The sequence below is a fragment of the Mycobacterium sp. NGS11 genome (assembly GCF_059813315.1).
Window position 1 is genome coordinate 24,340 of record NZ_JCALEJ010000009.1, and the last position, 21,224, is coordinate 45,563.

General features: G+C 67.9%; 21 protein-coding genes and 1 pseudogene. 15 read left to right on the forward strand and 7 right to left on the reverse strand.

Features of this window, described 5'->3' with window-relative positions:
* Positions 1 to 45 precede the first annotated feature (45 nt).
* The 9 genes from AC5Y4T_RS13105 to AC5Y4T_RS13145 all read left to right on the forward strand — a co-directional run bounded on the left by AC5Y4T_RS13105 (position 46) and on the right by AC5Y4T_RS13145 (position 10,082).
* Positions 46 to 1,236: a flavin-containing monooxygenase gene (locus tag AC5Y4T_RS13105; RefSeq protein WP_499953546.1), complete on the forward strand. Its 1,191-nt coding sequence runs from the start codon at positions 46 to 48 to the stop codon at positions 1,234 to 1,236.
* Between the two features lie 9 nt (positions 1,237 to 1,245).
* Positions 1,246 to 2,586, forward strand: coding sequence for an FAD-binding oxidoreductase (locus AC5Y4T_RS13110; protein ID WP_499953549.1), 1,341 nt, complete (start codon positions 1,246 to 1,248; stop codon positions 2,584 to 2,586).
* 92 nt (positions 2,587 to 2,678) lie between these two features.
* Positions 2,679 to 4,421 (forward strand): thiamine pyrophosphate-binding protein, encoded by a 1,743-nt coding sequence (locus tag AC5Y4T_RS13115; RefSeq protein WP_499953552.1) that lies wholly within the window; start codon positions 2,679 to 2,681, stop codon positions 4,419 to 4,421.
* Positions 4,402 to 5,067, forward strand: a complete 666-nt coding sequence (locus tag AC5Y4T_RS13120) for an SRPBCC family protein (RefSeq protein ID WP_499953554.1) — start codon at positions 4,402 to 4,404, stop codon at positions 5,065 to 5,067. The genes AC5Y4T_RS13115 and AC5Y4T_RS13120 overlap by 20 nt, the downstream gene beginning before the upstream one ends.
* Positions 5,068 to 5,077: 10 nt before the next feature.
* Positions 5,078 to 6,097: a 3-oxoacyl-ACP synthase III family protein gene (locus AC5Y4T_RS13125; protein WP_499920667.1), complete on the forward strand. Its 1,020-nt coding sequence runs from the start codon at positions 5,078 to 5,080 to the stop codon at positions 6,095 to 6,097.
* Complete coding sequence (locus AC5Y4T_RS13130; protein ID WP_499953558.1) at positions 6,097 to 7,134, forward strand: pyridoxal phosphate-dependent aminotransferase; 1,038 nt, start codon at positions 6,097 to 6,099, stop codon at positions 7,132 to 7,134. The genes AC5Y4T_RS13125 and AC5Y4T_RS13130 overlap by 1 nt, the downstream gene beginning before the upstream one ends.
* Before the next feature lie 33 nt (positions 7,135 to 7,167).
* The gene (locus tag AC5Y4T_RS13135; protein ID WP_499947792.1) at positions 7,168 to 7,674 is read left to right on the forward strand and encodes a MarR family winged helix-turn-helix transcriptional regulator; all 507 of its coding nucleotides are present in this window, start codon (positions 7,168 to 7,170) and stop codon (positions 7,672 to 7,674) included.
* A 75-nt stretch (positions 7,675 to 7,749) separates the two neighbouring features.
* On the forward strand, positions 7,750 to 8,964 hold the full coding sequence (locus AC5Y4T_RS13140; RefSeq protein ID WP_499953562.1) for an FAD-dependent oxidoreductase: 1,215 nt from the start codon (positions 7,750 to 7,752) through the stop codon (positions 8,962 to 8,964).
* Positions 8,964 to 10,082, forward strand: coding sequence for a methyltransferase (locus AC5Y4T_RS13145; protein ID WP_499953565.1), 1,119 nt, complete (start codon positions 8,964 to 8,966; stop codon positions 10,080 to 10,082). Before AC5Y4T_RS13140 ends, AC5Y4T_RS13145 begins: the two co-directional genes overlap by 1 nt.
* On the opposite strand, the gene mmsB is transcribed toward AC5Y4T_RS13145, so the two are convergent.
* From mmsB to AC5Y4T_RS13160, 3 genes are read right to left on the reverse strand one after another with little or no spacing between them, the layout of a single operon-like run.
* On the reverse strand, positions 10,057 to 10,941 hold the full coding sequence (mmsB, locus tag AC5Y4T_RS13150; RefSeq protein ID WP_499953567.1) for a 3-hydroxyisobutyrate dehydrogenase: 885 nt from the start codon (positions 10,939 to 10,941) through the stop codon (positions 10,057 to 10,059). The two genes, AC5Y4T_RS13145 and mmsB, sit on opposite strands and share 26 nt — an antisense overlap.
* Positions 10,942 to 10,955: 14 nt before the next feature.
* Complete coding sequence (locus tag AC5Y4T_RS13155; RefSeq protein ID WP_499953569.1) at positions 10,956 to 12,122, reverse strand: acyl-CoA dehydrogenase family protein; 1,167 nt, start codon at positions 12,120 to 12,122, stop codon at positions 10,956 to 10,958.
* Between the two features lie 9 nt (positions 12,123 to 12,131).
* A complete protein-coding gene (locus tag AC5Y4T_RS13160) occupies positions 12,132 to 13,652 on the reverse strand; it encodes a CoA-acylating methylmalonate-semialdehyde dehydrogenase (RefSeq protein WP_499953572.1) in 1,521 nt (506 codons plus the stop codon).
* Between the two features lie 119 nt (positions 13,653 to 13,771).
* On the opposite strand from AC5Y4T_RS13160, the pseudogene AC5Y4T_RS13165 reads away from it, so the two are divergent.
* The 6 genes and pseudogenes from AC5Y4T_RS13165 to AC5Y4T_RS13190 all read left to right on the forward strand — a co-directional run.
* Positions 13,772 to 14,071, forward strand: a pseudogene (locus AC5Y4T_RS13165) (DUF7956 family protein); the annotation flags it as partial.
* A 124-nt stretch (positions 14,072 to 14,195) separates the two neighbouring features.
* Complete coding sequence (locus tag AC5Y4T_RS13170) at positions 14,196 to 14,735, forward strand: RNA polymerase sigma factor (protein WP_499920650.1); 540 nt, start codon at positions 14,196 to 14,198, stop codon at positions 14,733 to 14,735.
* Entirely contained in the window at positions 14,732 to 15,439 is a 708-nt protein-coding gene (locus AC5Y4T_RS13175; RefSeq protein ID WP_499920648.1) for a QcrA and Rieske domain-containing protein, read from the forward strand. The genes AC5Y4T_RS13170 and AC5Y4T_RS13175 overlap by 4 nt, the downstream gene beginning before the upstream one ends.
* A gap of 41 nt (positions 15,440 to 15,480) precedes the next feature.
* Positions 15,481 to 15,870, forward strand: coding sequence for a cupredoxin domain-containing protein (locus tag AC5Y4T_RS13180; protein ID WP_499920646.1), 390 nt, complete (start codon positions 15,481 to 15,483; stop codon positions 15,868 to 15,870).
* A complete protein-coding gene (locus tag AC5Y4T_RS13185) occupies positions 15,867 to 16,802 on the forward strand; it encodes a metallophosphoesterase family protein (RefSeq protein ID WP_499953574.1) in 936 nt (311 codons plus the stop codon). Before AC5Y4T_RS13180 ends, AC5Y4T_RS13185 begins: the two co-directional genes overlap by 4 nt.
* Positions 16,799 to 17,185, forward strand: coding sequence for a hypothetical protein (locus tag AC5Y4T_RS13190; protein WP_499953579.1), 387 nt, complete (start codon positions 16,799 to 16,801; stop codon positions 17,183 to 17,185). The genes AC5Y4T_RS13185 and AC5Y4T_RS13190 overlap by 4 nt, the downstream gene beginning before the upstream one ends.
* On the opposite strand, the gene rfbC is transcribed toward AC5Y4T_RS13190, so the two are convergent.
* The 4 genes from rfbC to AC5Y4T_RS13210 are packed head-to-tail and all read right to left on the reverse strand — an operon-like array spanning position 17,157 to position 21,219.
* On the reverse strand, positions 17,157 to 17,780 hold the full coding sequence (gene rfbC, locus AC5Y4T_RS13195) for a dTDP-4-dehydrorhamnose 3,5-epimerase (RefSeq protein ID WP_499953581.1): 624 nt from the start codon (positions 17,778 to 17,780) through the stop codon (positions 17,157 to 17,159). The genes AC5Y4T_RS13190 and rfbC overlap by 29 nt on opposite strands.
* Before the next feature lies 1 nt (position 17,781).
* Positions 17,782 to 18,777, reverse strand: coding sequence for a dTDP-glucose 4,6-dehydratase (gene rfbB / locus AC5Y4T_RS13200; protein WP_499953583.1), 996 nt, complete (start codon positions 18,775 to 18,777; stop codon positions 17,782 to 17,784).
* 26 nt (positions 18,778 to 18,803) lie between these two features.
* Complete coding sequence (locus AC5Y4T_RS13205) at positions 18,804 to 19,655, reverse strand: LLM class F420-dependent oxidoreductase (protein ID WP_499947772.1); 852 nt, start codon at positions 19,653 to 19,655, stop codon at positions 18,804 to 18,806.
* 28 nt (positions 19,656 to 19,683) lie between these two features.
* The gene (locus AC5Y4T_RS13210; protein ID WP_499953585.1) at positions 19,684 to 21,219 is read right to left on the reverse strand and encodes an ATP-binding protein; all 1,536 of its coding nucleotides are present in this window, start codon (positions 21,217 to 21,219) and stop codon (positions 19,684 to 19,686) included.
* Positions 21,220 to 21,224: the final 5 nt, after the last annotated feature.

Below are 21,224 nucleotides of genomic sequence, written 5' to 3' on the forward strand. Positions count from 1 at the left end.
ACACCGCGCGGTGAACCCAACGGCCTCGCCTGTCGTTACACCGGCATGCCAAGGACCCACCTCGCGGCCGGGCTTCGGGACAGCGTCGATGCCGTTGTCATCGGAGCCGGGCCCGCGGGCCTGGCCGTCGCGCGGCAACTCCACCATCGGCACGGTGTCACAGCGCTCGTGCTCGACCGGGCGGCGGCCCCGGCGATCTCCTGGCGCACGCGTTATGACGACTTCCGCCTCAACACGACGGGGTTCTTGTCTCACCTACCGGGACAACGTATCCCGTTGAGTGCCGGCCGTTGGCCCACCAAGGAGGACATGGTCCGCTACTTCGATCGCTACGTCGTGCGGCAGCAGATCCCGCTCTTGCTCGGGTGCGAAGTCCACTCGCTCGACCGCTGCGGGGGAGTGTGGCGGCTGGACACATCGACGGGCGAAATCCAAAGCCGGACAGTCGTTCTCGCAACAGGAAACTATGGCGCGCCGGTCGCCCCTCGCTGGCCGGGGCTGAAAAGCTTCGAAGGCGAGATCGTTCACTCCGCGGACTTCGTCAACGCGTGGCCGTATCGCGGCCGAGACGTGCTCGTCGTCGGGGCGGGTAACTCCGCCGCCGACATCGCCGTGCAGTTGGCCGACGACGGCGCCCGCCGGATCTGGCTGGCGGTGCGCACCCCGCCGCACCTGGTGCGGCGGGCCATCGGCGGGTTCCCGTCGGACATCTTCCTCGAGCTGTCCGCACGGGTCCCCGCCCGCATGGTCGATCCGCTGATCGCCCGCGCGACCCGCCTGATGTGGGGCGACCTGTCCCGCTACGGTTTTCGGCGGCCGGCGGTGGGCCTCAAAGCGACCGTCGAGACCCGCGGACGCATTCCCACGCTGGCCGACGGGCTGGTCGACGCGGTGCGAGCGCGCCGCGTCGAAGTCGTCGGCGCGGTCACCAGGCTGCAATCCGGCTCCGTCATCCTCGCCGACGGCACGTCGGTGGCACCCGAGGTGATCATCACCGCAACCGGGTTCGAGGCGAACCTGCGCGGTGTGGTCGGCCACCTCGGCGTCCTCGACGAGCACGGCAACCCGCGCGGCGGCTTCGCCTGCCACGTCGGCGAGGGACTCTTCGCGATCGGATACGGGATTCCGCCGAACGGCCCGCTGCGGGCGATCCGGCTGGCCGCCACGCCGCTGGCCGCGAAGGTCGCGGGTTACCTCAGAAGGTCGCAGAACAGCGACCAACTGGCGACGGTGTAAGGAACGCGAATGGCCCTGCTCACCACCGAACGCACTTTCTTTCGCGGCGAAGCCGGCTACGAAACGGCCCGTCTCGACACCGTGTGGAACGGCCTTGTGCCGGAACGGTTTCCGGATGTCATCGTGCAGGCGCGCGACGCCGACGACGTGGTCTCGGCGCTGCGTTACGCGGGGGCGAACGGGCATCGCATCGGGGTGTGTTCGGGAGGGCGCAGCTGGGTCGCCAGCCACCTTCGCGACGGCGGCCTGCTCCTGGACGTCAGCCGCCTCGACCACTGCAGCGTCGATCCGCAACGGATGACCGCGAACGTCGGCCCGGGAAAGAGCGCCAGCGTCTTCGCGGCCGAACTCGACGCGCAAAACCTGTTCTTCCCCGCGGGCCATTGCGAGGGGATCTGCCTCGGTGGCTATCTGCTGCAGGGCGGCTACGGCTGGAACAGCAGGGCCCTCGGGCCGGCGTGCGAGAGCGTGCTGGGGCTGGAGGTGATCACCGCGGACGGTGAGCGGATCTATTGCGATCCCGAGAACCACCCCGATTTGTATTGGGCTGCAAGAGGTTCGGGCCCCGGCTTCTTCGGCGTCGTGACCTCGTTCAAGCTACGGGTCTATCCGCGTCCGGCGGTGTGGGGCACCTGCCTGTACATGTACCCGATCGAACTCGCCGACGAGGTCTTCACGTGGGCGCGCTCGATCAGCGCCGAGCTCGACGACCGGGTCGAACTGCAGATGCATACCGCCCGTAGCTTCCCGGGAGCCGGCCTCGAGCAGCCGGGCATCACGATCGCCTCGCCCGTCTTCGCCGATTCGGAAGAGGAGGCGGCCAAAGCCCTTGCGCCGCTGGGCAGTTGCCCGGTCGTCGACAAGGCGATCGTCGGCCTTCCCTACGCGCCGACGACCCTGGCCAATTGGTACACGGCGGTGATGACCAATTACCCGAAGGGCCACCGCTACATTGCGGACAGCATGTTCACCGCGGCTTCCGCCGAAGAACTACTGCCGGGCATCCGCCGGATCATCGACACGATGCCGCCGCACCCGTCACACTTCATCTTCACGGGCTGGAAGACGTCGCCGAGCCGCACCGAGATGGTGTACGGCCTCGAAGACGACATCTATTTGGCGCTGTACACCATCTGGCGGGACCCGGCGGACGACGAACGGTACCGCAACTGGGCCGCGTCCAACATGGCCGCCATGTCGCACCTGGCGACCGGTATCTCGCTGGCGGACGAGAACCTGTGCCGGCGCCCCGCGCGATTCGTCACCGAACCGAACATGGCACGGCTGGACCGGGTGCGCGCCGCCTACGACCCGGATGGCCGGTTCCACAGCTATTTGACACATATCTAAAAGCGCTGGCAGTCCGCGGGCATCCGCTGCCGGAGTGAACTGAAGTCACCTGCGGGTCGTGTCACTGGCATCGTCATAAGTTAGGTGAGCAGATGTCGAGGCAACACCGGGTGGTCGACCACATCGTCGAGCATCTCGCGAGGACCGACGCCGACTACATCTTCGGTGTCGACGGCGCCAACATCGAAGACCTCTACGACGCCGCACACTTCTGCGCGGACATCACCGCCGTGCTGGCCAAGCATGAATTCTCCGCGGCCACGATGGCCGACGGGTACAGCCGCAGCGGCGCGGGCCTGGGCGTCGTGGCGGCGACTTCCGGCGGGGGAGCTCTCAATCTTGTTCCCGGCCTTGGGGAATCGTTGGCCAGTCGCGTCCCGGTGCTGGCATTGGTCGGCCAGCCGGCGACAACGCTGGACGGTCGGGGCAGCTTCCAGGACACCAGCGGCCGCAATGGCGCGCTGGATGCCGAGGCGCTGTTCTCGGCGGTATCGGTCTGGTGCCAACGAGTGCTGACGCCCTCCGACATCGTCACCGCCCTGCCCGAGGCCATCGCGGCCGCACGCGGCGGTGGCCCGGCTGTCCTGTTGTTGCCCAAGGACATTCAGCAGAAGCCGGTCACGGTCATCAGTCGCGACGGGCATGCCGCCGGTCCGTCGGTGGCGCCCCGGATCGGTGATCTGGATCCGGTACTGCGCGCGCTACGCGCCCCCGATGGGCCGGTCAGCATCATCGCCGGCGAGCAGGTGGCCCGCGACGACGCCCGAGCGGAGCTGGAGGCGCTGCGCGCGCTGCTGCGCGCACGGGTGGCATGCGTGCCCGACGCCAAAGACGTCGCGGGCACGCCGGGTTCGGGCTCGTCGTCGGCGCTGGGCGTGACCGGTGTCATGGGGCATCCCGGCGTGGCCGAGGCGGTCGGTGACAGCACGGTGTGCTTGGTGGTGGGCACCCGCCTGTCGGTGACGGCCCGGGCGGGCCTCGACGACGCGCTGACGGCGGCGCGGACGGTCTCGATCGGATCCGCGGCTCCCTACGTCGAATGCGCGCACGTGTACACCGACGACCTGCGGACCTCGTTGCGCATGGTGGCCATGGAACTGTCCGGGCGGGGCCGGCCGAGGGGCCTGCGGGTGCCCGATTTCGTGACCGACACCGAACTGCGCCCACCGCCGTACCGCGGTCCCGGCGTCCGCTACCGCGATGCGCTGACGGTGCTGGACCGGATGCTGCCCGACGGGGTGGACATCGTCGTCGACGCGGGCAACACCGGTGCGGCGGCCATTCATCATCTGCCGGTCCGCCGTGGCGGGCGGTTCGCCGTCGCGCTCGGCATGGGGGGCATGGGTTACAGCTTCGGTGCCGCCATCGGGATGGCCTTCGGCCGTGCCGTGGGCAGCCGGCTCAGCCGGCGCACGGTCGTCATCGCCGGCGACGGCGCATTCTTCATGCACGGCATGGAAGTTCACACGGCGGTGCAGTACCGGCTGCCGGTGACGTTCGTCCTGTTCAACAACAACGCCCACGCCATGTGCGTGACCCGCGAGCAGCTGTTCTACGACGACCTCTACAGCTACAACCGGTTCGGCCCCAGCCGGCTGGGCGCCGGGCTGGCGGCGATGTTCCCGGGGCTCTCGGCGATAGACGTGGCCGACGTCGACGCGCTGGCCGCCGTGCTCGACGGGGCGATGACCACCGATGGCCCGTCGGTGATCAGCGTTGAGTGCTCCGCTGACGAAATCCCACCCTTCGCAACATTTTTGAGCCAGCAAGCGACCAAATGCATTGGCCGACCGACACCTAAAGGGGAAAGACCAGATGTCCCTGCCCGCGCTTGACGACATTCACGTTCACACCGGCACCACCGAGCCGATCGAGGGGCTGGTCCGCATCGAGACCTCGCCGCTCGAGAAGACCGCGCCGATGTTCATGGCCCAGATGCGGTCCGTGTACCCGCACGACGAGGTCTTCGGGCGGTACTGCACGGTCAGCGACTACGTCGACTGCCCACCCGACGAGCTGTTCGAATACCTGGCCGACACGCGCAGCCTCGAGGAGTGGACCTACACGCTGCGCGACTTCACCCCCACCAATGAGCCCGGGCTGTGGCTGGCCCACGACCGGCTGCTGCCGGATACCAAGATTTTCACCCGAACGGTGGCCAACGCCGAGGCGGGCACCGTCGACTACCACTGCGCCTGGGACCAGGGCGAGCACCTGTGGATGATCTACCTGATGCGGGTCGTCGACGCGCAGCTGGTGTTGAACAAGCCCGGTTCCGTTGTGCTGTGGACCAATTGCCACCATCCCTTCTACGACAACAACCCGTACACCGACGCCGCGCCGCCGGATCGGACGGGTTGGGTGGGTGACTTCTGGGACATCTTCGGTGCCGGCCACGGGGTCGAACTGCACAACCTCAAGACCATCGCCGAGTACCGCCACCGCAACGGCCTGCCGATCACGCCGGTTTGGATGAGTTGAGCACCGCACAATGAAGCAACCGAGCGCGAGCCTGACCGACGTCTCCACCTACCTGCCCGGAAAACCCATCGGCGCAAGCTATTACGCGCAGTTCGCCGGCTCCGATGAGCTGGCCGACAACTTGATGTTCCGCGCCCCTAAATTCCGCCATCACGTCGCGGCCGACGAAACCGCAGTCGACATGGTGGAGCGGGCCGCCGCCGGTGTCATCGAACGCAACGGCCACGACGTCATCGCCAACGTGGACGTGCTGATCACCCACACTCAAATGCCCGACATGCCGTTCTACGGCGGGGGCGGCAGCATCGCGCACCGCCTGGGCATGCGACCCGACTGGGTATTGGATCTGCACAACGGCGGGTGCGCGGCGTTCGTGCTGGCGCTCAAGGTAGCCCGACGTCTCCTGACGTCCGGCGAAGGGCGCACCGCACTGATCGCTGTCGCGCAGAACGCCGCCGGGCAGATCTTCGACCAACCCGGCGTGCGGGCGAAGGCGCAGTCGTCGGTGCCCGGCGACGGCGCCGCCGTGGGACTCGTCACGCTGTCGGACGATTCACCGATTCTCGACGTCGAGTGCCGCACCTACGGCGAATACGCCGGCGACATGACGATCGCGGTCGACCCGCCCCGCAAATGGTGGCAACCCGGACCGGGTGAAGGCTGCATCGGTTTCACCGAAAGCAAGATCACCAAGGTGTTGGCGCGCGGCAACAGGCAGGTCCCCGAAGTCGCGCTCGCGGTCTGCGACCGGATCGGCTTGCCGTCCAAAGAGATCGACCTGCTGGTGACCAATCAGCCCAATCGGGTGTTCTTGCGCAACTGGCGCGAGGCGCTCGACGTGCCGGCCGAACGCCATCGCGACACCTTCGACGAGTGCGGCAACCTGTTCGGCGCCGGCATCCCCATCAACCTCGACCGCGCGATATCCGACGGCCAGCTCAAGGCCGGCGACATGGTGCTGATGGCCGCCTTCGCGCACGCCGGTGACTTCGCGGGCGCGGCCGCCGTCCGGTGGGGCGGGCGAGACTGATGTCGGCCGTGCTGGAAGCGGACCCCGTCGAGCTGGGCGGCGCACTGCCGGACGCGATCGATCCGCTGGCGCTGTCCCTCAACGAGAACCCGTTCCCGCCGCTGCCGGCCGTGCGGTCGGCGTTGATCCGCTCGATCGACGCCGCCAACCGCTACCCCGAATTCCGGCCCGAACGGATGCGGACCATGGTCGCCCGGCACGTCGGGGTCGGCGACGAGCAGGTCGTCCTCGGAGCCGGGGCGAGCGGGGTGGCGATGCAGGTCCTGTACGCGGTGACGCGGCCCGGCGACCGAGTCGTGTTGAGCGAACCGACATTCGACGGGTATCCGATCTTCGCGCAGATGGCCCACCTGACGCCGGTCACCGTTGCGCTCCACGAATCCGGTCACCACGATTTGCGGGCCATGGCCGAGGCGGCGGCGGGCGCGAAAGTCGTCGTGCTGTGCCGGCCGCACAATCCGACCGGAACCATGGAGCCCGTCGCGGAGGTCGAACGATTCCTGCGCCGCGTGCCGGACGACACCGTCGTGCTGCTCGACGAGGCCTACATCGAGTTCGTCGCCCCCCAGCACCGCGTCGGCGGGCCGGATCTGGTGCGCCGCTTCCCGAATGTCGTGGTGCTGCGGACGTTCTCGAAGGCCTACGGCCTGGCCGGACTGCGTATCGGCTACGGGTTCGCCGCACCGCAGCTCGCCGCGATCCTGTGGAAGATGCAGCTGCCGTTCGGCATGGGGATCACCAGCCTGGTCGCGGTGGCCGCATCCTATGCGGCCGACGACCAGTTGCGGCAACGGATTCTGCGAATCGCCGGTGAGCGGCACTACCTGTCCCGCCGCCTCGCCGCGTTGGGGGTGCGCACCACCGACGGACACGCCAACTTCGTCTACCTGCCGCCCGTCGGGCGGCACTGGCAACAGGTGTTCGGTGAGGCCGGGCTGAAGGTCCGGCACTATCCCGACGGAGGTGCGCGGATCACCGTCGGGAGCCGCGCATCCACCCGAGCGGTGCTGGCCGCCGTGGCAAAGTCACGAGCCTGAGGTAAATCGCGGCCAAGTGCGGTAAGAAAGGGCGTGGCCCCTTCTGCATCCGACAAACCCGACCCGATCGCACTGGCGAGGGCGAACTGGACGCGGGCCGGCTGGGGTGACGTGGCGCCGGGCATGGTTGCGGTGACGTCCGTGATGCGGGCCCACCAGATCCTGCTCGCCCGCGTCGAGAACGCGCTGCGCCCCTACGACTTGAGCTTTTCGCGCTTCGAATTGTTGCGGCTGTTGGCCTTCAGCCGCAGCGGCGCGCTGCCTATCACCAAGGCGTCCGACCGCCTGCAGGTCCACGTCACCAGCGTCACGCATGCGATCCGCCGGCTCGAGGCCAACGGGCTGGTGCAGCGGGTGCCCCACCCCACCGACGGGCGCACCACACTGGTGCAGATCACCGATCTCGGGCGCTCGACCGTCGAGGACGCCACCATCACGCTCAACGAGCAGGTGTTCGCCGACATCGGAATCGACGCCGATGAGTCCGAAGCGCTCGTGTCGTCCATTGAGACACTGCGGCGCCACGCCGGCGACTTTTGAACCTCTCGCCGACGTCCTACGTGGTAGCGGTAGGAGGTCTGCGATGAACCTTGGCCCTACGCGGAACTGACGCCGATGCCGCTTCGCGTCCTCGTCGTCGGCGCCGGTGTCGGCGGCATCTCCGTTGCCCGGGGACTCATGCGCGACGGGCATGACGTCACCGTCTTCGAGCGGCGCCCGGATTCGCAGCCAGGCGGGGGCGCCGTAACCGTTTGGCCCAATGGCGCAGAGGTTTTGGACCAGCTCGGCGTCGATATGGACGGCGCCGGGCAGCTACTTTCCAGCGTGCGCGTCACGACACCCACCGGCCGCCGGATCACCACGGTGGACCTGACGGCCGTCACGGCACGATTGGGCGCACCGGTCCGGATGGTCCCGCGTCGGCTCCTGCTCGAACGCCTGCTGGAAGGGCTTCCCGCGCAGCGCATTCGGTTCAACCGCCGCGCCACCCATTTCGCCAACACCCCCACTGGGGTGCGAGCCGAATTCGACGACGGCACTTCGGTCGAAGGGGACCTGCTGATCGGCGCGGACGGCCTGCACTCGAGGGTCCGTGACTATGTCGGCGGGCCGGCCGCGCGGCCCACGGGCTGGTGCAGCTGGCAGGGACTTGTGACGCTTCCGGGCGACGTCGATCGGAACGTCGCGCTCATGATCATCGGCGAGCATGGCAACCTCGGCCTGTGGCCGGCGGGAGGCTCGGATCTGCAGTGGTGGTTCGACTTGCCGTGGTCGTCGGATTTCGTCAGGCCGCCGCGCCCGCTCGACACGCTGCGTTCCCACTTCACCGGGTGGTCCGGTCTTGTCGACCGCGTGCTGGTGACGCTGAGCGATGAGGATCTTGCCCCTTCGCCATTCCCGCATTTCCGCCATCCGATTCCCCGCGCGGGCCGTGGCGCCGTCACGCTGCTGGGCGATGCCGCACACACGATGCCGCCCACCCTTGCGCAGGGGACCAACCAGGCGCTGCTCGACACGATGGTGTTGTGCCAGGCGCTTTCTCATCTCGTCCGGACAGTTCCTCCCGGCAGCAGACGTGATCTCGCGAGCGCGCTGCGCCGGTATGAAAAGACCCGGCGGCGCCAGGTCAGGACCGTGTCCTGGGTGACCACGCAGCAGGTGTCCCGCAGCGAGTCCATGCTGAGGCCGGCGGCGATGATCTCGGACCGGTTCATGACCTGGGCGCTGGCGGCGTTCCTGCACAAGGTGAGTCACAGCCGGATGTCCGCCCAGATCAGTCGGGAGCTCGCGGCGGGCGCGCCGGCGCGCGTCCGATCGGAGGTGAGGTGATGCCGACGAGCGCCAAGCCGCCGCCGCCGCGGCTGGCCCGCGTTGTGGAGTGGATCCGTCATCGCCTATATCGGGCACATCAACGGCTGGTCCCCCCGCCGGCGGCGATGATGGAAATGATCACCGCCACTTGGACTTCGCAGGCGATCACGGTGGCGGCCCAGTTGGGCATCGCCGACGCGCTGGCCCACGGCCCGCTGCCGATCGAGGAACTGGCGGACCGGGTTGGCGCGGACGCCGACGCGCTACGACGGTTGCTGCGCGCGCTGATCGGCCGCGGAGTCTTCCGCCGCCGCCGCGACGGCCGCTACGAGCTGAATCCCCTTGCGGCGACGCTGCGTTCGGATGCGCCGGTGCCGACAACATCGGCGGCGCGATTCTATGGATCGCGGGAGCAGCGCGAACGATGGACCCTGCTCGTCGATTCGGTCCGCACCGGTCTGTCCGTCGTCCCGGCGCTGCACGGCAAGGACAGCTTCGCCTACTTCGCCGACGAGCCCGAGCTCGCCGAGCTCTTCAACCAGACGATGACGAACATTTCGGAGCTGACCACCGCGTCGGTGGTGGCCGGATACGACTTCGGCGCCTACCCCACGATCGTCGACGTCGGCGGCGGTCACGGCCCGCTGCTGGCCGCCGTCCTCGCGGCGGCGCCCGGTTCGCGCGGTGTGCTGTACGACTTGCCCTCGGTCGTCGCGAGCGCGCGGCCATTGCTCGAAAAGCACTGTGTGGCCGACCGGGTGCGCATCGCGGAGGGATCGTTCTTCGACACCGTTCCGGGTGGGGGTGACGCCTACATCCTGAAGAACATCATCCACGACTGGCGCGACGATATGGCGGTCCGGATCCTGCGTAACGTTCGCGCCGCGGCGGGCCCGCGGGCCAGGGTGCTGCTGGTCGAGATGGTCATTCCGGACCACGACCGCGACTTCCCGGGAAACTGGGTGGACCTGGAGATGCTGTTGAATCTGGGCGCTCGGGAGCGTACGGCCGCCGAGTATCGATATCTGCTGAGCGAAGCGGGGTTCGAGATGACCAGGATCCGACGAACCGCTTCACCGCTCAGCGTGGTGGAAGCCAGTCCGCGTGAGTTCAGCTGCCGCGCAGCATCTCGATGACCGCGCTGAAGTCCTTATCCGCGTGATCCGCAGCGAATTTCGCGTAGATCTCGGCGGCGTGGGCGCCCAGCGGCGCCGCCGATCCGCTGGAGGACACCGCATCCATCGCCAGCCCCAGATCCTTGTTCATCAGCGCCGTCGCAAAACCCGGCTTGAAGTCGTTGTTGGCCGGTGACGTCGGGACCGGGCCGGGCACAGGGCAATTGGTGTGCACGGCCCAGCAGTTGCCGGTCGCCCCGGTGATCACATCGAACAGGGACTGGGCGGACAGCCCGAGCTTCTCGGCCAGGACGAACGCCTCGCCGATCGCGATCTGCTGCACCGCCAGCACCATGTTGTTGCACACCTTGGCGGCCTGCCCCGCTCCGGCCGCACCGCAGTGAATGATCTTGCCCGCCATGGGTTCCAGCACCGGCCGCGCCCGTCGCAGGGCGTCCTCGTCGCCGCCCACCATGAACGCCAGCGTCCCGGCGACGGCACCCTTCACCCCGCCGGACACGGGTGCGTCCAGCTGCGCCACGCCGTTCGATTCGGCCAGCGCATGCACCTCGCGGGCGTCGTTGACCGAGATCGTGGAGCTGTCGATGAACAACGCGCCGGGCCGCGCCGCCGGCAGGACTTCCGCGTAGCAGCGTTTGACCAGTTCCCCGTTGGGCAGCATGGTGATGACCACGTCGGAGCCGGCCACCGCGTCGGTGGCGCTGCCGAATCCGGTGACCCCGGCCTCGGTCGCCGCGGACAGCGCCGCCGGCACCGGATCGAATCCGCGCACCGCGTGCTTGGCCGCAACGAGATTCGTCGCCATTGGCCCACCCATATGGCCCAGGCCCAGGAAGGCCACCGTCAGGTGCTCGGTCATCTCCGAAGACCCTTCTACGCGTTTGCGCGGACCCGTGCGGCCTCGGCCCGGCCGATGACCACCCGCATGATTTCGTTGGTGCCTTCCAGGATTCGGTGCACGCGCAGGTCGCGGACGATCTTTTCCAGACCGTACTCGCGCAGGTAGCCGTAGCCGCCGTGCAGCTGCAGGGCTTTGTCGGCGACCTCGAAGCAGGTGTCGGTGACGTAGCGCTTGGCCATCGCGCACAACTCGACCTTGTCGGGATCGTCGGCGTCCAGCGCATTGGCCGCCCGCCACAACATCATTCGCGACGTCTCGAGGCCGGTGGCCATATCGGCCAGGGTGAACCGGATGGTCGGCTCGTCGAGCAGGGACGACCCGAACGCTTGCCGGTCGCGCACGTAGGCGCCGGCCTTGTCGGCGGCGGCCTGGGCGCCGCCGAGCGAGCACGCCGCGATGTTGAGCCGACCGCCGTTGAGGCCCTTCATCGCGATGCCGAATCCGGCGCCCTCGCCGTCGGCGCCGCCCAGCATCGCCTCGGCCGGCACCCGGACGCCCTCCAGGATCACCTGCGCGGTGGGCTGGGCATGCCAACCCATCTTCTCCTCGAGCGAGCCGAAACTCAGCCCGGCAGCGCACTTTTCGATCACGAACGCCGATATGCCCCGCGGCCCCTCACTGCCGGTCCTGGCCATCACCACGTAGACGTCCGAGGCGCCCGCGCCGGAGATGAACTGCTTGACGCCGTCGAGCACGTAGTCGCCGCCCTGTCTGACCGCGCGGGTACTCAGCGCGCTCGCGTCGGACCCGGCGCCGGGCTCGGTGAGGCAGTAGCTGGCGATGACGTCCATCGACGCCAGCCGCGGGACCCAGTCCTTGCGCTGCTCGGCGGTGCCGAAGCTGTCGATCATCCACGCGCACATGTTGTGGATCGACAGGAACGCGGCGGTGACCGGGTCGGCGATGGCCAACTGCTCGAAGATGCGCACCCCGTCGAGCCGGCGCAGGCCGCTGCCGCCGACGTCCTCGCGGCAGTAGATCGCCGCCATGCCGAGCTCGGCCGATTCGCGCAGCACGTCGACCGGGAAGTGTTTGGCCGCATCCCATTCCAGGGCGTGCGGGGCGAGGCGCTTGGCGGCGAACGCGGCGGCCGTCTCGGTGATCACCCGTTCGTCGTCGTCGAGGGTAAAACAAGCCATAGAGCAGTCTCAATCCATTGTGGGAATGACGAATTCGGCGCCGTCCTTGATGCCGGACGGCCACCGCGACGTCACCGTCTTGGTTTTGGTGTAGAAGATGATCGACGACGGGCCGTGCTGGTTGAGGTCACCGAAGCCGGAACGCTTCCAGCCGCCGAAGGTGTGGTAGGCCACCGGCACCGGGATGGGCACGTTGACACCGACCATGCCGACCTGCACGCGGGAGACGAAGTCACGGGCCGCGTCGCCGTCGCGGGTGAAAACCGCCACCCCGTTGCCGTATTCGTGCTGAGAAGGAAGCGCCAGCGCTTCTTCGTAGTCGTGCGCCCTTACGATGCACAGCACGGGACCGAAGATCTCGTCGGTGTAGATCGACATCTCCGGGGTGACGTGGTCGAACAGGGTGGGGCCGATGAAGAAGCCGCCTTCGAGGTTGGCGTCGCCGAAAGTCAGGTCGTCGCTGGCTCGTTCGCGGCCGTCGATGACCAGTTCGGCCCCCGCGTCGACGCCCTGGGCGATGTAGTCGCGCACCCGTGCCACGGCGGCCTCGGTCACCAGCGGGCCGTAGTCGGCCTTGGGGTCCAGGCTGTGGCCGACGCGCAGGTTGTTGATCCGCTCGATGAGCCGGGCGCGCAACCGGTCGGCGGTCTTGTCACCGACCGGGACCGCGACGCTGATCGCCATGCAGCGCTCGCCGGCGCTGCCGTACCCGGCGCCGATCAGGGCGTCGACGGCCTGGTCCAGATCGGCGTCGGGCATCACGATCATGTGGTTCTTGGCTCCCCCGAAGCACTGCGAGCGCTTGCCGGTGGCCGCGGCCCCCGCGTAGATGTACTGCGCGATGTCGGAGCTGCCGACGAACCCGACCGCCTGGATGTCGGGTTGGTTCAGGATGGCGTCGACGGCCTCCTTGTCGCCGTGCACGACCTGGAACACGCCGGGCGGCAGGCCCGCCTCTAGAAACAGTTCGGCCAGCCGCACCGGGACCGACGGGTCACGCTCGCTGGGCTTGAGCACGAATGCGTTGCCGCAGGCCAGCGCCGGGCCGGCCTTCCACAACGGGATCATCGCCGGAAAGTTGAACGGCGTGATGCCGGCGACCACGCCCAGCGGCTGGCGCAGCGAGTAGACGTCGATGCCCGGGCCGGCGCCTTCGCTGTACTCGCCCTTGAGCAGGTGGGGGATGCCGATGCAGAACTCGATGACCTCGATGCCGCGCTGGATGTCGCCCTTGGCGTCGGCCAGAGTCTTGCCGTGCTCGCGCGACAGCAACTCGGCCAGCTCGTCGATATGTTTGTTGACCAGCTCGATGAAGCGCATCATCACCCGCGCGCGGCGCTGCGGATTTGTTGCGGCCCAACCCTTTTGGGCCTCGACGGCCGACGCCACCGCGGCGTCGATGTCGGCTTGGCCGGCCATCGGCACCGTCGCCTGGACCTGGCCGGTGCTGGGATCGAAGACGTCAGCGCTGCGGACGGACCGTCCGGCGGTGCGCTGCCCATCGATGAAGTGCGGAATCTGTGTGGTCATGGGGCCCTCGAGTGTGGTTGACGCGCTTAAGCGGATACTTGCATATCCTAGTAACCCGGATCCGACGTTGGCAAGGTGGGTGACTTGTCGCCATTTCCTGCAGTAATTACCGTTTCGGCGTGGCGGAGCAGACCGGGCGCGGCGCCGATGCGGCCCGCGGTCGAGAGGTGGAGCTGACCGAGGCTGCGCGGGTGCCCGGCGCGGCAGATCGAGCAGTCGGCCCCACGCTGCGTGCCGCCTATCAAAGTGCACTGCGGGGACGGCGGCAGCTCGACGCCATCGCGATCGACATCGAAACGGCCGTCGCGAAACAGCAGGCGTTGCTCGACATCGGCCGCACGGTGGGCTGCTCACCGTACGAGAACGACTTCACGTTGCCGGAGTTTCCCGAAGGATGGCGCAACCGGTCAGTCGGGTGGCGCGTGGACGACTCTTGAAGGCCGTAAGCCAGGCTAGCCTGACACCTGTATGCGCACCATCGAGGCCCACTACGCGCCCTGAGCCGTGTAACCCGAGCCGCTATTCATCGGGTGAAGGAGGCAAGTGGCCGCAAGAAACGAACCCGTCGGGCCGCGACCCCTGCGCGCGGTGCCCGACGACGGCTACCCGAACTGGGAAGCCGTGTACTCCGACAACGTGACCTGGGTGTACCGCACGCTGTTCGCGCGCGTCGGCAACCAAACCGACGCCGAAGACCTCACCGCCGAGGTGTTCCTCGCCGCGCTGCGGCCGCTGCGGCTGACCGCGAGCGTCGCCGAGGTGCGCGCGTACCTGCGGGCGACCGCCAGGACGGTGCTGGCCGCGCATTGGCGCGAGACGCTGGGGCGAGAGATAACCTCGATCGAGGACATCGAACAACCCGCCGACAGCCAGGAGGCGATCAGCACCGCGCCGCAGCGCGTTGCCCGGGTTCTGGACAGCCTGCCGGACCGCTACCGCCAGATTTTGGAATCCCGCTTCCTGCGGGGTAATTCGATCAAGGAGTCAGCCGCGGAACTCGGAATCAGCGTGGCCAACGCCAAAGTGCTCCAGCACCGCGCCCTGCGGCTGGCGGCGCAGGTCAACGATGGGGGCCAGCCATGAATGCGCGAGGGCTGCGACGGTATGTCGACGACCTGTTGCGGGGGCGCCGGCCCAGGCCCTTCGCGCCGGACGACTTCGAGGCCGCGCAGGTCCGCACGGCGATCGAACTGCGCGCGGCTCGCGAGGGCGGTGACGCGCCGCGCCCGGAGTTCGTCGCCGACCTGCACCGGCGAGTCGCCGAGCAGATGTCGGGCGCGCCAACGGAAACGGCTCGGGGCCACGGCAGCACGCGGCGCCAGGTCATCGTCGGCACGTCGGCCGCCGCCACCGCGGCGGTCGCCGCGGTGTCCGTCGACCGCGCCCTGATCTCGGGCCGAGCCGGCGACGGTCGCACCCCCGAGACTGCCGCCGGGCAACTCACGCCTACCGAGGGCAGCTGGCAGCGCGTCGCGGACGGCTCGGACGTGCCCGACGGTGCCATGCACGCGTTCGACCTCGGCTCGGTGACCGGGTTCGTCCGCCGCGTCGGCGGCAGAATTCAGGCGATCTCCGGGGTGTGTACCCACCAGGGCTGCAGGCTCTGGTTCGACGCACCGGAGGACACCCTGCGCTGCCCCTGCCACACCACGTCGTTCTCGCCCGCCGGGCAGGTGCTCGCCCACCAGTTGCCGATAGCGCCGAAACCGCTGCCGGCCTTGATGGTTCGTGAGGTCAACGGGGTCATCGAGGTGTTCGCCCCGGCGGCCCCCGAGCGCCCGGCCTGAGCGTGTAACCCGCCGCGCTATCTCTTGGCATGGATATCCCCATGCGACGAAGACTTTTGGCGGCCGTTCCGGCCGTAGGCGTGTTACTGCTGGCCGGTTGCTCCCAGCCCCGGCCGACGGCGACCACCGCCGCGCCCACGACCACCGCGGTGTCGATCACCGCGCCGGCGGCTCCGGTGCGCGGCGACCAGGTCAGCATCGACGGATTCGCGTTCGCGCCGGTGACCCTGACCGTGCCCGCCGGGACCACCGTCACGTGGACCAATCGCGACGAGGAACCCCACACGGTGGCAGCGAGCGACGGCTCGTTTCACTCACCCGGCATGGGAACGGGTGCCACCTTCACCCACACCTTTTCCACCGCAGGGACTTTCGAGTACGTCTGTTCGATACATCCGATGATGCACGGCACCGTGGTGGTGACGGGATGAGCCGCCCCGGCGACGACAAGGGCATGACTCGCCGCCAACTCATCCGGCACACGGCATGGTTCGGTGCGGCGGTCGGATTCGCCGTGGCCGGGGGCGAGGTCATCTCGCACGTCGCGGGCCAGGCGGGGGCGCAGCATGTGGCGGCCAAGCCCACCCTGCGGTTCGCCCAGATCAGCGACAGCCACCTCGGGTTCAGCGGGCCGCCCAACCCCGACGTCACCGCGACGTTCGGCCACGCGATCGATCTGGTCAACAACCTCGGTTACACACCGGATTTCGTCATCCACACCGGGGACCTCACCCACCTGTCCAGCCCGGAGCAGTTCGACCAGGTGAAGCAGATGATGAACGGACTCAAGACGCCACACGTGTTCACCGTCCCCGGAGAGCACGACTCGATCGACGACGCGGGGCAGAAGTATCGAAACGCGTTCGGCGCCGGCTCCGTTGGCGACGGGTGGTACAGCCACGACATCGCCGGTGTGCACCTGATCGCGTTGGTCAACACGCTGAATCTGCGCAAGCTCGGTCATCTCGGTGCCGATCAGTTGGAGTTCGTCAAGAAGGACGTCGCGGGACTTTCCAGCGACACTCCCATCATCGTGTTCAGCCACATCCCCCTGTTCGCGATGTACCCGCAATGGGGCTGGGGCACCGACGATGCCACCCAGGCGCTGAGCTACCTGCGCCGCTTCTCTTCGGTGACGTGTCTGAACGGCCATGTCCACCAACTATTCTCCAAGACGGAGGACAACGTCACTTTCCACAGCGGCACCACCACCGCCTACCCGCTGCCGCGACCGGGCGACGGACCCGCGCCCAAGCCGGTCACGCTTCCGGCCGGCAAGCTGCGCGACGCGCTGGGCATCCGCGAGGTCAGCTACGCCAAGGGGCAGACCGCTCTGGCCCTGAAGGAGACGACACTGCAATGAGTTTGACGAGCATCCTGGTCCGCCTCGGCCTCGCCGTGTCGTTGACCGTCAGCGCCGCCAGTCACGCCTACCTCTATGTGCATGGCTACCGGCATATTCCGACGATCGGCACGGCGTTCCTGGTTCAGGCCAGCCTGTCGTTCGCGGTCGCGCTGCTGATCCTGATCGGCGGTCCCGCGTGGCTGCGCTGGGCCGGCGCCGCGCTGGCCGCCGGTTCGCTGGTCGCGTTCGTCATGTCGCGCACCGTCGGCCTGTCCGGCTTCCTTGAACGGGGTTGGGACCCAGCACCGTACGCCGCCGTCAGCGTGATGGCCGAAGTGCTCACGGTGGCCTTGTGGGCGAGCGCTGTGGCGGCTAGGCGGAATCGGGCCGCTTCTGTTTGAGTCTGTCCACATACGCCGTGGTCTCATCCCAGGTGGGTAGCAGGCCGGAGGCGCGCACCTGAGCGAAGCTGGGTGCCGCGGCGTCCCGGTCCGACAAGTTGGGTGCCGCCCCGTGGACCAGCGGCCAGTCGATGGCCAGCTCCGGATCGGTCGGGCAGATCGTGTGTTCGCGCTGTGGGCTGTATTCCGCCGAGCACAAATACATCACGGTCGAATTGTCTTGCAAAGCAAGGAAACCATGCCCCAGGCCTTCGGAAATGTAGATCGTACGGCGATCGGAGTCGTCGAGCAGGACCGAATCCCACTGCCCATATGTCGGCGAGCCCACCCGGATGTCGACGACGACGTCGAACACCGCACCGCGAACGCAGGTCACGTATTTGGCCTGGCTAGGCGGCAGCTGCGCGAAGTGCAATCCGCGCAACACGCCGGCCGACGACACCGAGCAATTGGCCTGCATGACCTCCAGTCCGTGGCCGGTGAAGGAGCGGAATCCCTTGTCGCTGAGCCATTCGAAGAACAGACCGCGCGAATCACCATGAAGGGTGGGCGTGATCTCCCAGGCACCGGGAATCTTCAGTTCGCGTACGTGCACGCTACTGCCCACGCTCTTCGTAGCGGGCTTCCGAGGCGTCTTTCAACGGACGCCACCACGATTCGTTCGCGCGATACCAGTCGATGGTGGCACGCAGGCCGTCCTCAAAATCGGTATGCTTTGGCGCCCAACACAATTCGTCACACAGCGACGAGGGGTCGATGGCGTAGCGCAGATCGTGACCGACGCGGTCGGTGACCCGGTCGAAGTTGTCGGGCTCGCGGCCCATCATCTGCAGCAGCGTGCGCAGCACGGTCAGGTTGTCGCGCTCTCCTTCGGAGCTGATCAGGTAGGTGCGCCCGATTTCGCCGGATTCCAAGATGCGCCGGACCGCACTGTTGTGGTCGTCGACGTGGATCCAGTCGCGCACGTTGGCGCCGGCGCCGTAGAGCTTGGCCCGGCGCCCGGTGAGCACGTTGGTGATCTGGCGCGGGATGAACTTCTCCACATGCTGGTACGGCCCGTAATTGTTGGAGCAGTTCGAAATCGTCGCGCGCACCCCATAGGAGCGGACCCAGGCGCGCACCAGCATGTCGGCGGCGGCCTTGGTCGCCGAATACGGGCTGGACGGGTTGTAGGGCGTCGCCTCGGTGAACCGCTGCGGGTCGTCGAGCTCCAGGTCACCGTAGACCTCGTCGGTCGAGATGTGGTGCAGCCGCACGCCGTAACGGCGCACCGCCTCGAGGATGGTGAAGGTGCCGACGACGTTCGTGTGCAAGAAAGGCTCGGGACTGTCCAATGCGTTGTCGACGTGGCTCTCCGCGGCGAAATGCACCACCGCGTCCGATTCGGCGACCAGCCCCGACACCAGCTCGGCGTCGGTGATGTCACCGACCACCAGCTCTATGGCGTCTTCGACGTCGGCCAGTGACTCACGCCGACCGGCGTAGGTCATGGCGTCGAGCACCGTCACGGAGTCCTCGGGGTGTTCGCGGACCGTGCTGTGCACGAAGTTCGCGCCGATGAATCCAGCGCCGCCGGTGACCAGTAACCGCATGCCCAAACCCTAACCGAGCCGATCGGTCACGTTGCACGAGTCAGCCCCAGGGGCCCCGCCAGTTCGGCCAGCGCCGAGACCAGGTTTTCATCCTTCGTCAGGACCTGCACCGGGACGTGGTCGGCGCCGGCGTCCAGGTGTTCTTTGAGCCGCGCCGCGATCTGGTCCGCGGTGCCATATGCCACCACCGCGTCCACCAGGCGGTCGCTACCGGGGCGGTTCACTTCGTCCTCGGTGAAACCCAGCCGCTTCCAATTGTTTCGGTAGTTGGCGAGATTGAAGTAGATGTCGAGGGCCTTGCGGCCCACGGCCCGGGCCTTCTCCGGGTCGGTGGTCAGGATGGCCTTGTGCTCCGGGGCCAGGAAAGCGGACGGTCCGATGAGCTCGCGTGCCTGCGCGGTGTGTTCCGGGGTGGTCAGGTAGGGGTGCGCCCCGGCCGAGCGTTCCGCGGAGAGCTTGAGCACGCGCGGGCCCAGCGCCGCCACCACCCGGCGGTTGGCGGGCACGCCGTAGTCGTCGAGCTGCTTCAGGTAGTCGGTGAGCGCGTCGTAGGGCTTGCGGTATTCGGTGTGAGCCTCGGGATGGCCGACGCCGATGCCCAGCAGGAACCGGCCCGGGTAGGCCTTGTCGATGCGGTGGAAGGATTCGGCGACCGGCTTGGCCGCCGCGGTCCAGATGTTCACGATGCCGGTGCCCACCTGCAACGTCGTCGTCGCCTCCAGGAGGGGCTCGACCCACGCCAACTCGGCGGGCGGGGAACCGCCGACCCAGACGGCGCCGTAGCCCAGCGCTTCGATGTCCCTGGCCTGCTCGGGGGTGACGCCGCGTCCGAACGATCCGAACCGGCCAAGATTGGGTTTGCTCGCTGCATCGGTCATGGTGTTCGTAACCCGCACCCCGTGAGACCTATTCCGGAACGGCGACATCCTCGTCGGCGGCGAGGTCCGCTGCGGCGGCGTCCACGGCGGGGGGCTCCAGCGGCAGCAGCACGATGAACCGGGTGTCGCCGGGCGCCGACTCCACCCGCAGGTCCCCGCGATGCTTCTTCACGACGATGTTGAACGCCAAGTCCAGGCCCAGGCCGGTGCCCTCGCCGAAGGGTTTGGTGGTGAAGAACGGTTCGAAGATGTGCTCGCGCACGTCCTCGGGTATCCCGGGCCCGGTGTCGCAGATCTCGATGCGGGCCAGGTTGTCGCCTTCCCGGCAGGTGCGGATGGTCAGGGTGCCGCCGGTATCGCGCATCGCCGCGATCGCATTGTCGATGATGTTGGTCCACACCTGGTTGAGATCGCCTGGATAGCAAGGGATTTCGGGCAACGTCTGGTCGAAGTCCTTGACCACCGTGACGGCGTGGTCCTTGCCGGCGCCTTTGCCCACCTCCTTGGTCAACCGGTCGGCGAACATCACCAGCGTGCTGCGCAGCAGGTCGTGCACGTTGGTCACCTGGAACGGGGCCCGATCCATTTGCGAATACTGTTTGGCGTCGGCGACCAGTGCCGAGATCCGTTTGCTCGCTTCCATGATTTGGTTCATCAGCAGCTCGCTCTCGATGGTGTAGTTGATCCATCGGATCGCCTGCTCCAGCGACGTCGACCCGAGCTCCTCGCTGACCGCGGAAATGCGCTCCAGCCAATCGGTGTCGATGCCGCCCTCGACGAACGTCGGCGCGATGTCCCACCCGTCGTCGATGCCGTGGCCTTCCAGCCAGTCGCCGACGGCGTCCTCGCGATCGGAGGTCTCGAGCGCGCTCAGGTGCTGTGACGCCGACTTGGCGACCTGCTCGGCGACTCTCTCCTGCAACCGCACAAGCGCGCTCAATGCCTCGGCGCTGATGGTGCCGTCGGCGAGCATCGCCAGCTTGTGCCGCATGTTGGCCACGCGCTCGCGCAGATCCGCCGCGGACCGTGAGATCGCGGCCGCGGGGTTGTTCAGCTGATGCGTCAGCCCGGCCGACAGCCGGCCCAGGGCCAGCAGCTTCTCCCGATTGCCGATGATCCGGCGGGTCCGGTCGGTGCCGACGGCGATGCCGTCGAGCAGATGCACCGCCATCGGGAACTGGTCCTTCATGAACCGGGCGAAGACCGGCGCATCCATCACGAAGAAGCGCGACGGCTTGGTCACGTGCACCGAGGCGTCGTAGCTCTTCTGGTTGCCGCCGGTGAACGCCCGCCAGGCCCCGCAGTACACGCCGCGCTGCGAGGTGCGGTTGGTTTCGATGTCCTGGCCGCCGGACAGCTTGCTCATGGTCAGCTCCCCGTCGATGAGGACGTAGAAGCAGGTCGCCGGTTCGCCTTCCACGCAGATCGGACCCGGTTCGTAGCGCTGGATGTGCCCGTTGGCGCACAGCACCGCGAGCTGCTCGTCGGTCAGCGCCTCGAACAAGAAGAGACTGCGCAGCTCGTCGGGCTCACACGGCATCGGCCTCGATTCGGTGGCGGTCATGCCCC

Excerpts from the sequence above, each read along its gene's own strand:
- AC5Y4T_RS13105 (WP_499953546.1), top strand. The coding sequence starts at position 46 with ATGCCAAGGACCCACCTCGCGGCCGGGCTTCGGGACAGCGTCGATGCC.
- AC5Y4T_RS13110 (WP_499953549.1), top strand. The coding sequence starts at position 1,246 with ATGGCCCTGCTCACCACCGAACGCACTTTCTTTCGCGGCGAAGCCGGC.
- AC5Y4T_RS13115 (WP_499953552.1), top strand. The coding sequence starts at position 2,679 with ATGTCGAGGCAACACCGGGTGGTCGACCACATCGTCGAGCATCTCGCG.
- AC5Y4T_RS13120 (WP_499953554.1), top strand. The coding sequence starts at position 4,402 with ATGTCCCTGCCCGCGCTTGACGACATTCACGTTCACACCGGCACCACC.
- AC5Y4T_RS13125 (WP_499920667.1), top strand. The coding sequence starts at position 5,078 with ATGAAGCAACCGAGCGCGAGCCTGACCGACGTCTCCACCTACCTGCCC.
- AC5Y4T_RS13130 (WP_499953558.1), top strand. The coding sequence starts at position 6,097 with ATGTCGGCCGTGCTGGAAGCGGACCCCGTCGAGCTGGGCGGCGCACTG.
- AC5Y4T_RS13140 (WP_499953562.1), top strand. The coding sequence starts at position 7,750 with ATGCCGCTTCGCGTCCTCGTCGTCGGCGCCGGTGTCGGCGGCATCTCC.
- AC5Y4T_RS13145 (WP_499953565.1), top strand. The coding sequence starts at position 8,964 with ATGCCGACGAGCGCCAAGCCGCCGCCGCCGCGGCTGGCCCGCGTTGTG.
- mmsB (WP_499953567.1), bottom strand. The coding sequence starts at position 10,941 with ATGACCGAGCACCTGACGGTGGCCTTCCTGGGCCTGGGCCATATGGGT.
- AC5Y4T_RS13155 (WP_499953569.1), bottom strand. The coding sequence starts at position 12,122 with ATGGCTTGTTTTACCCTCGACGACGACGAACGGGTGATCACCGAGACG.
- AC5Y4T_RS13160 (WP_499953572.1), bottom strand. The coding sequence starts at position 13,652 with ATGACCACACAGATTCCGCACTTCATCGATGGGCAGCGCACCGCCGGA.
- AC5Y4T_RS13175 (WP_499920648.1), top strand. The coding sequence starts at position 14,732 with ATGAATGCGCGAGGGCTGCGACGGTATGTCGACGACCTGTTGCGGGGG.
- AC5Y4T_RS13180 (WP_499920646.1), top strand. The coding sequence starts at position 15,481 with ATGCGACGAAGACTTTTGGCGGCCGTTCCGGCCGTAGGCGTGTTACTG.
- AC5Y4T_RS13185 (WP_499953574.1), top strand. The coding sequence starts at position 15,867 with ATGAGCCGCCCCGGCGACGACAAGGGCATGACTCGCCGCCAACTCATC.
- AC5Y4T_RS13190 (WP_499953579.1), top strand. The coding sequence starts at position 16,799 with ATGAGTTTGACGAGCATCCTGGTCCGCCTCGGCCTCGCCGTGTCGTTG.
- rfbB (WP_499953583.1), bottom strand. The coding sequence starts at position 18,777 with ATGCGGTTACTGGTCACCGGCGGCGCTGGATTCATCGGCGCGAACTTC.
- AC5Y4T_RS13205 (WP_499947772.1), bottom strand. The coding sequence starts at position 19,655 with ATGACCGATGCAGCGAGCAAACCCAATCTTGGCCGGTTCGGATCGTTC.
- AC5Y4T_RS13210 (WP_499953585.1), bottom strand. The coding sequence starts at position 21,219 with ATGACCGCCACCGAATCGAGGCCGATGCCGTGTGAGCCCGACGAGCTG.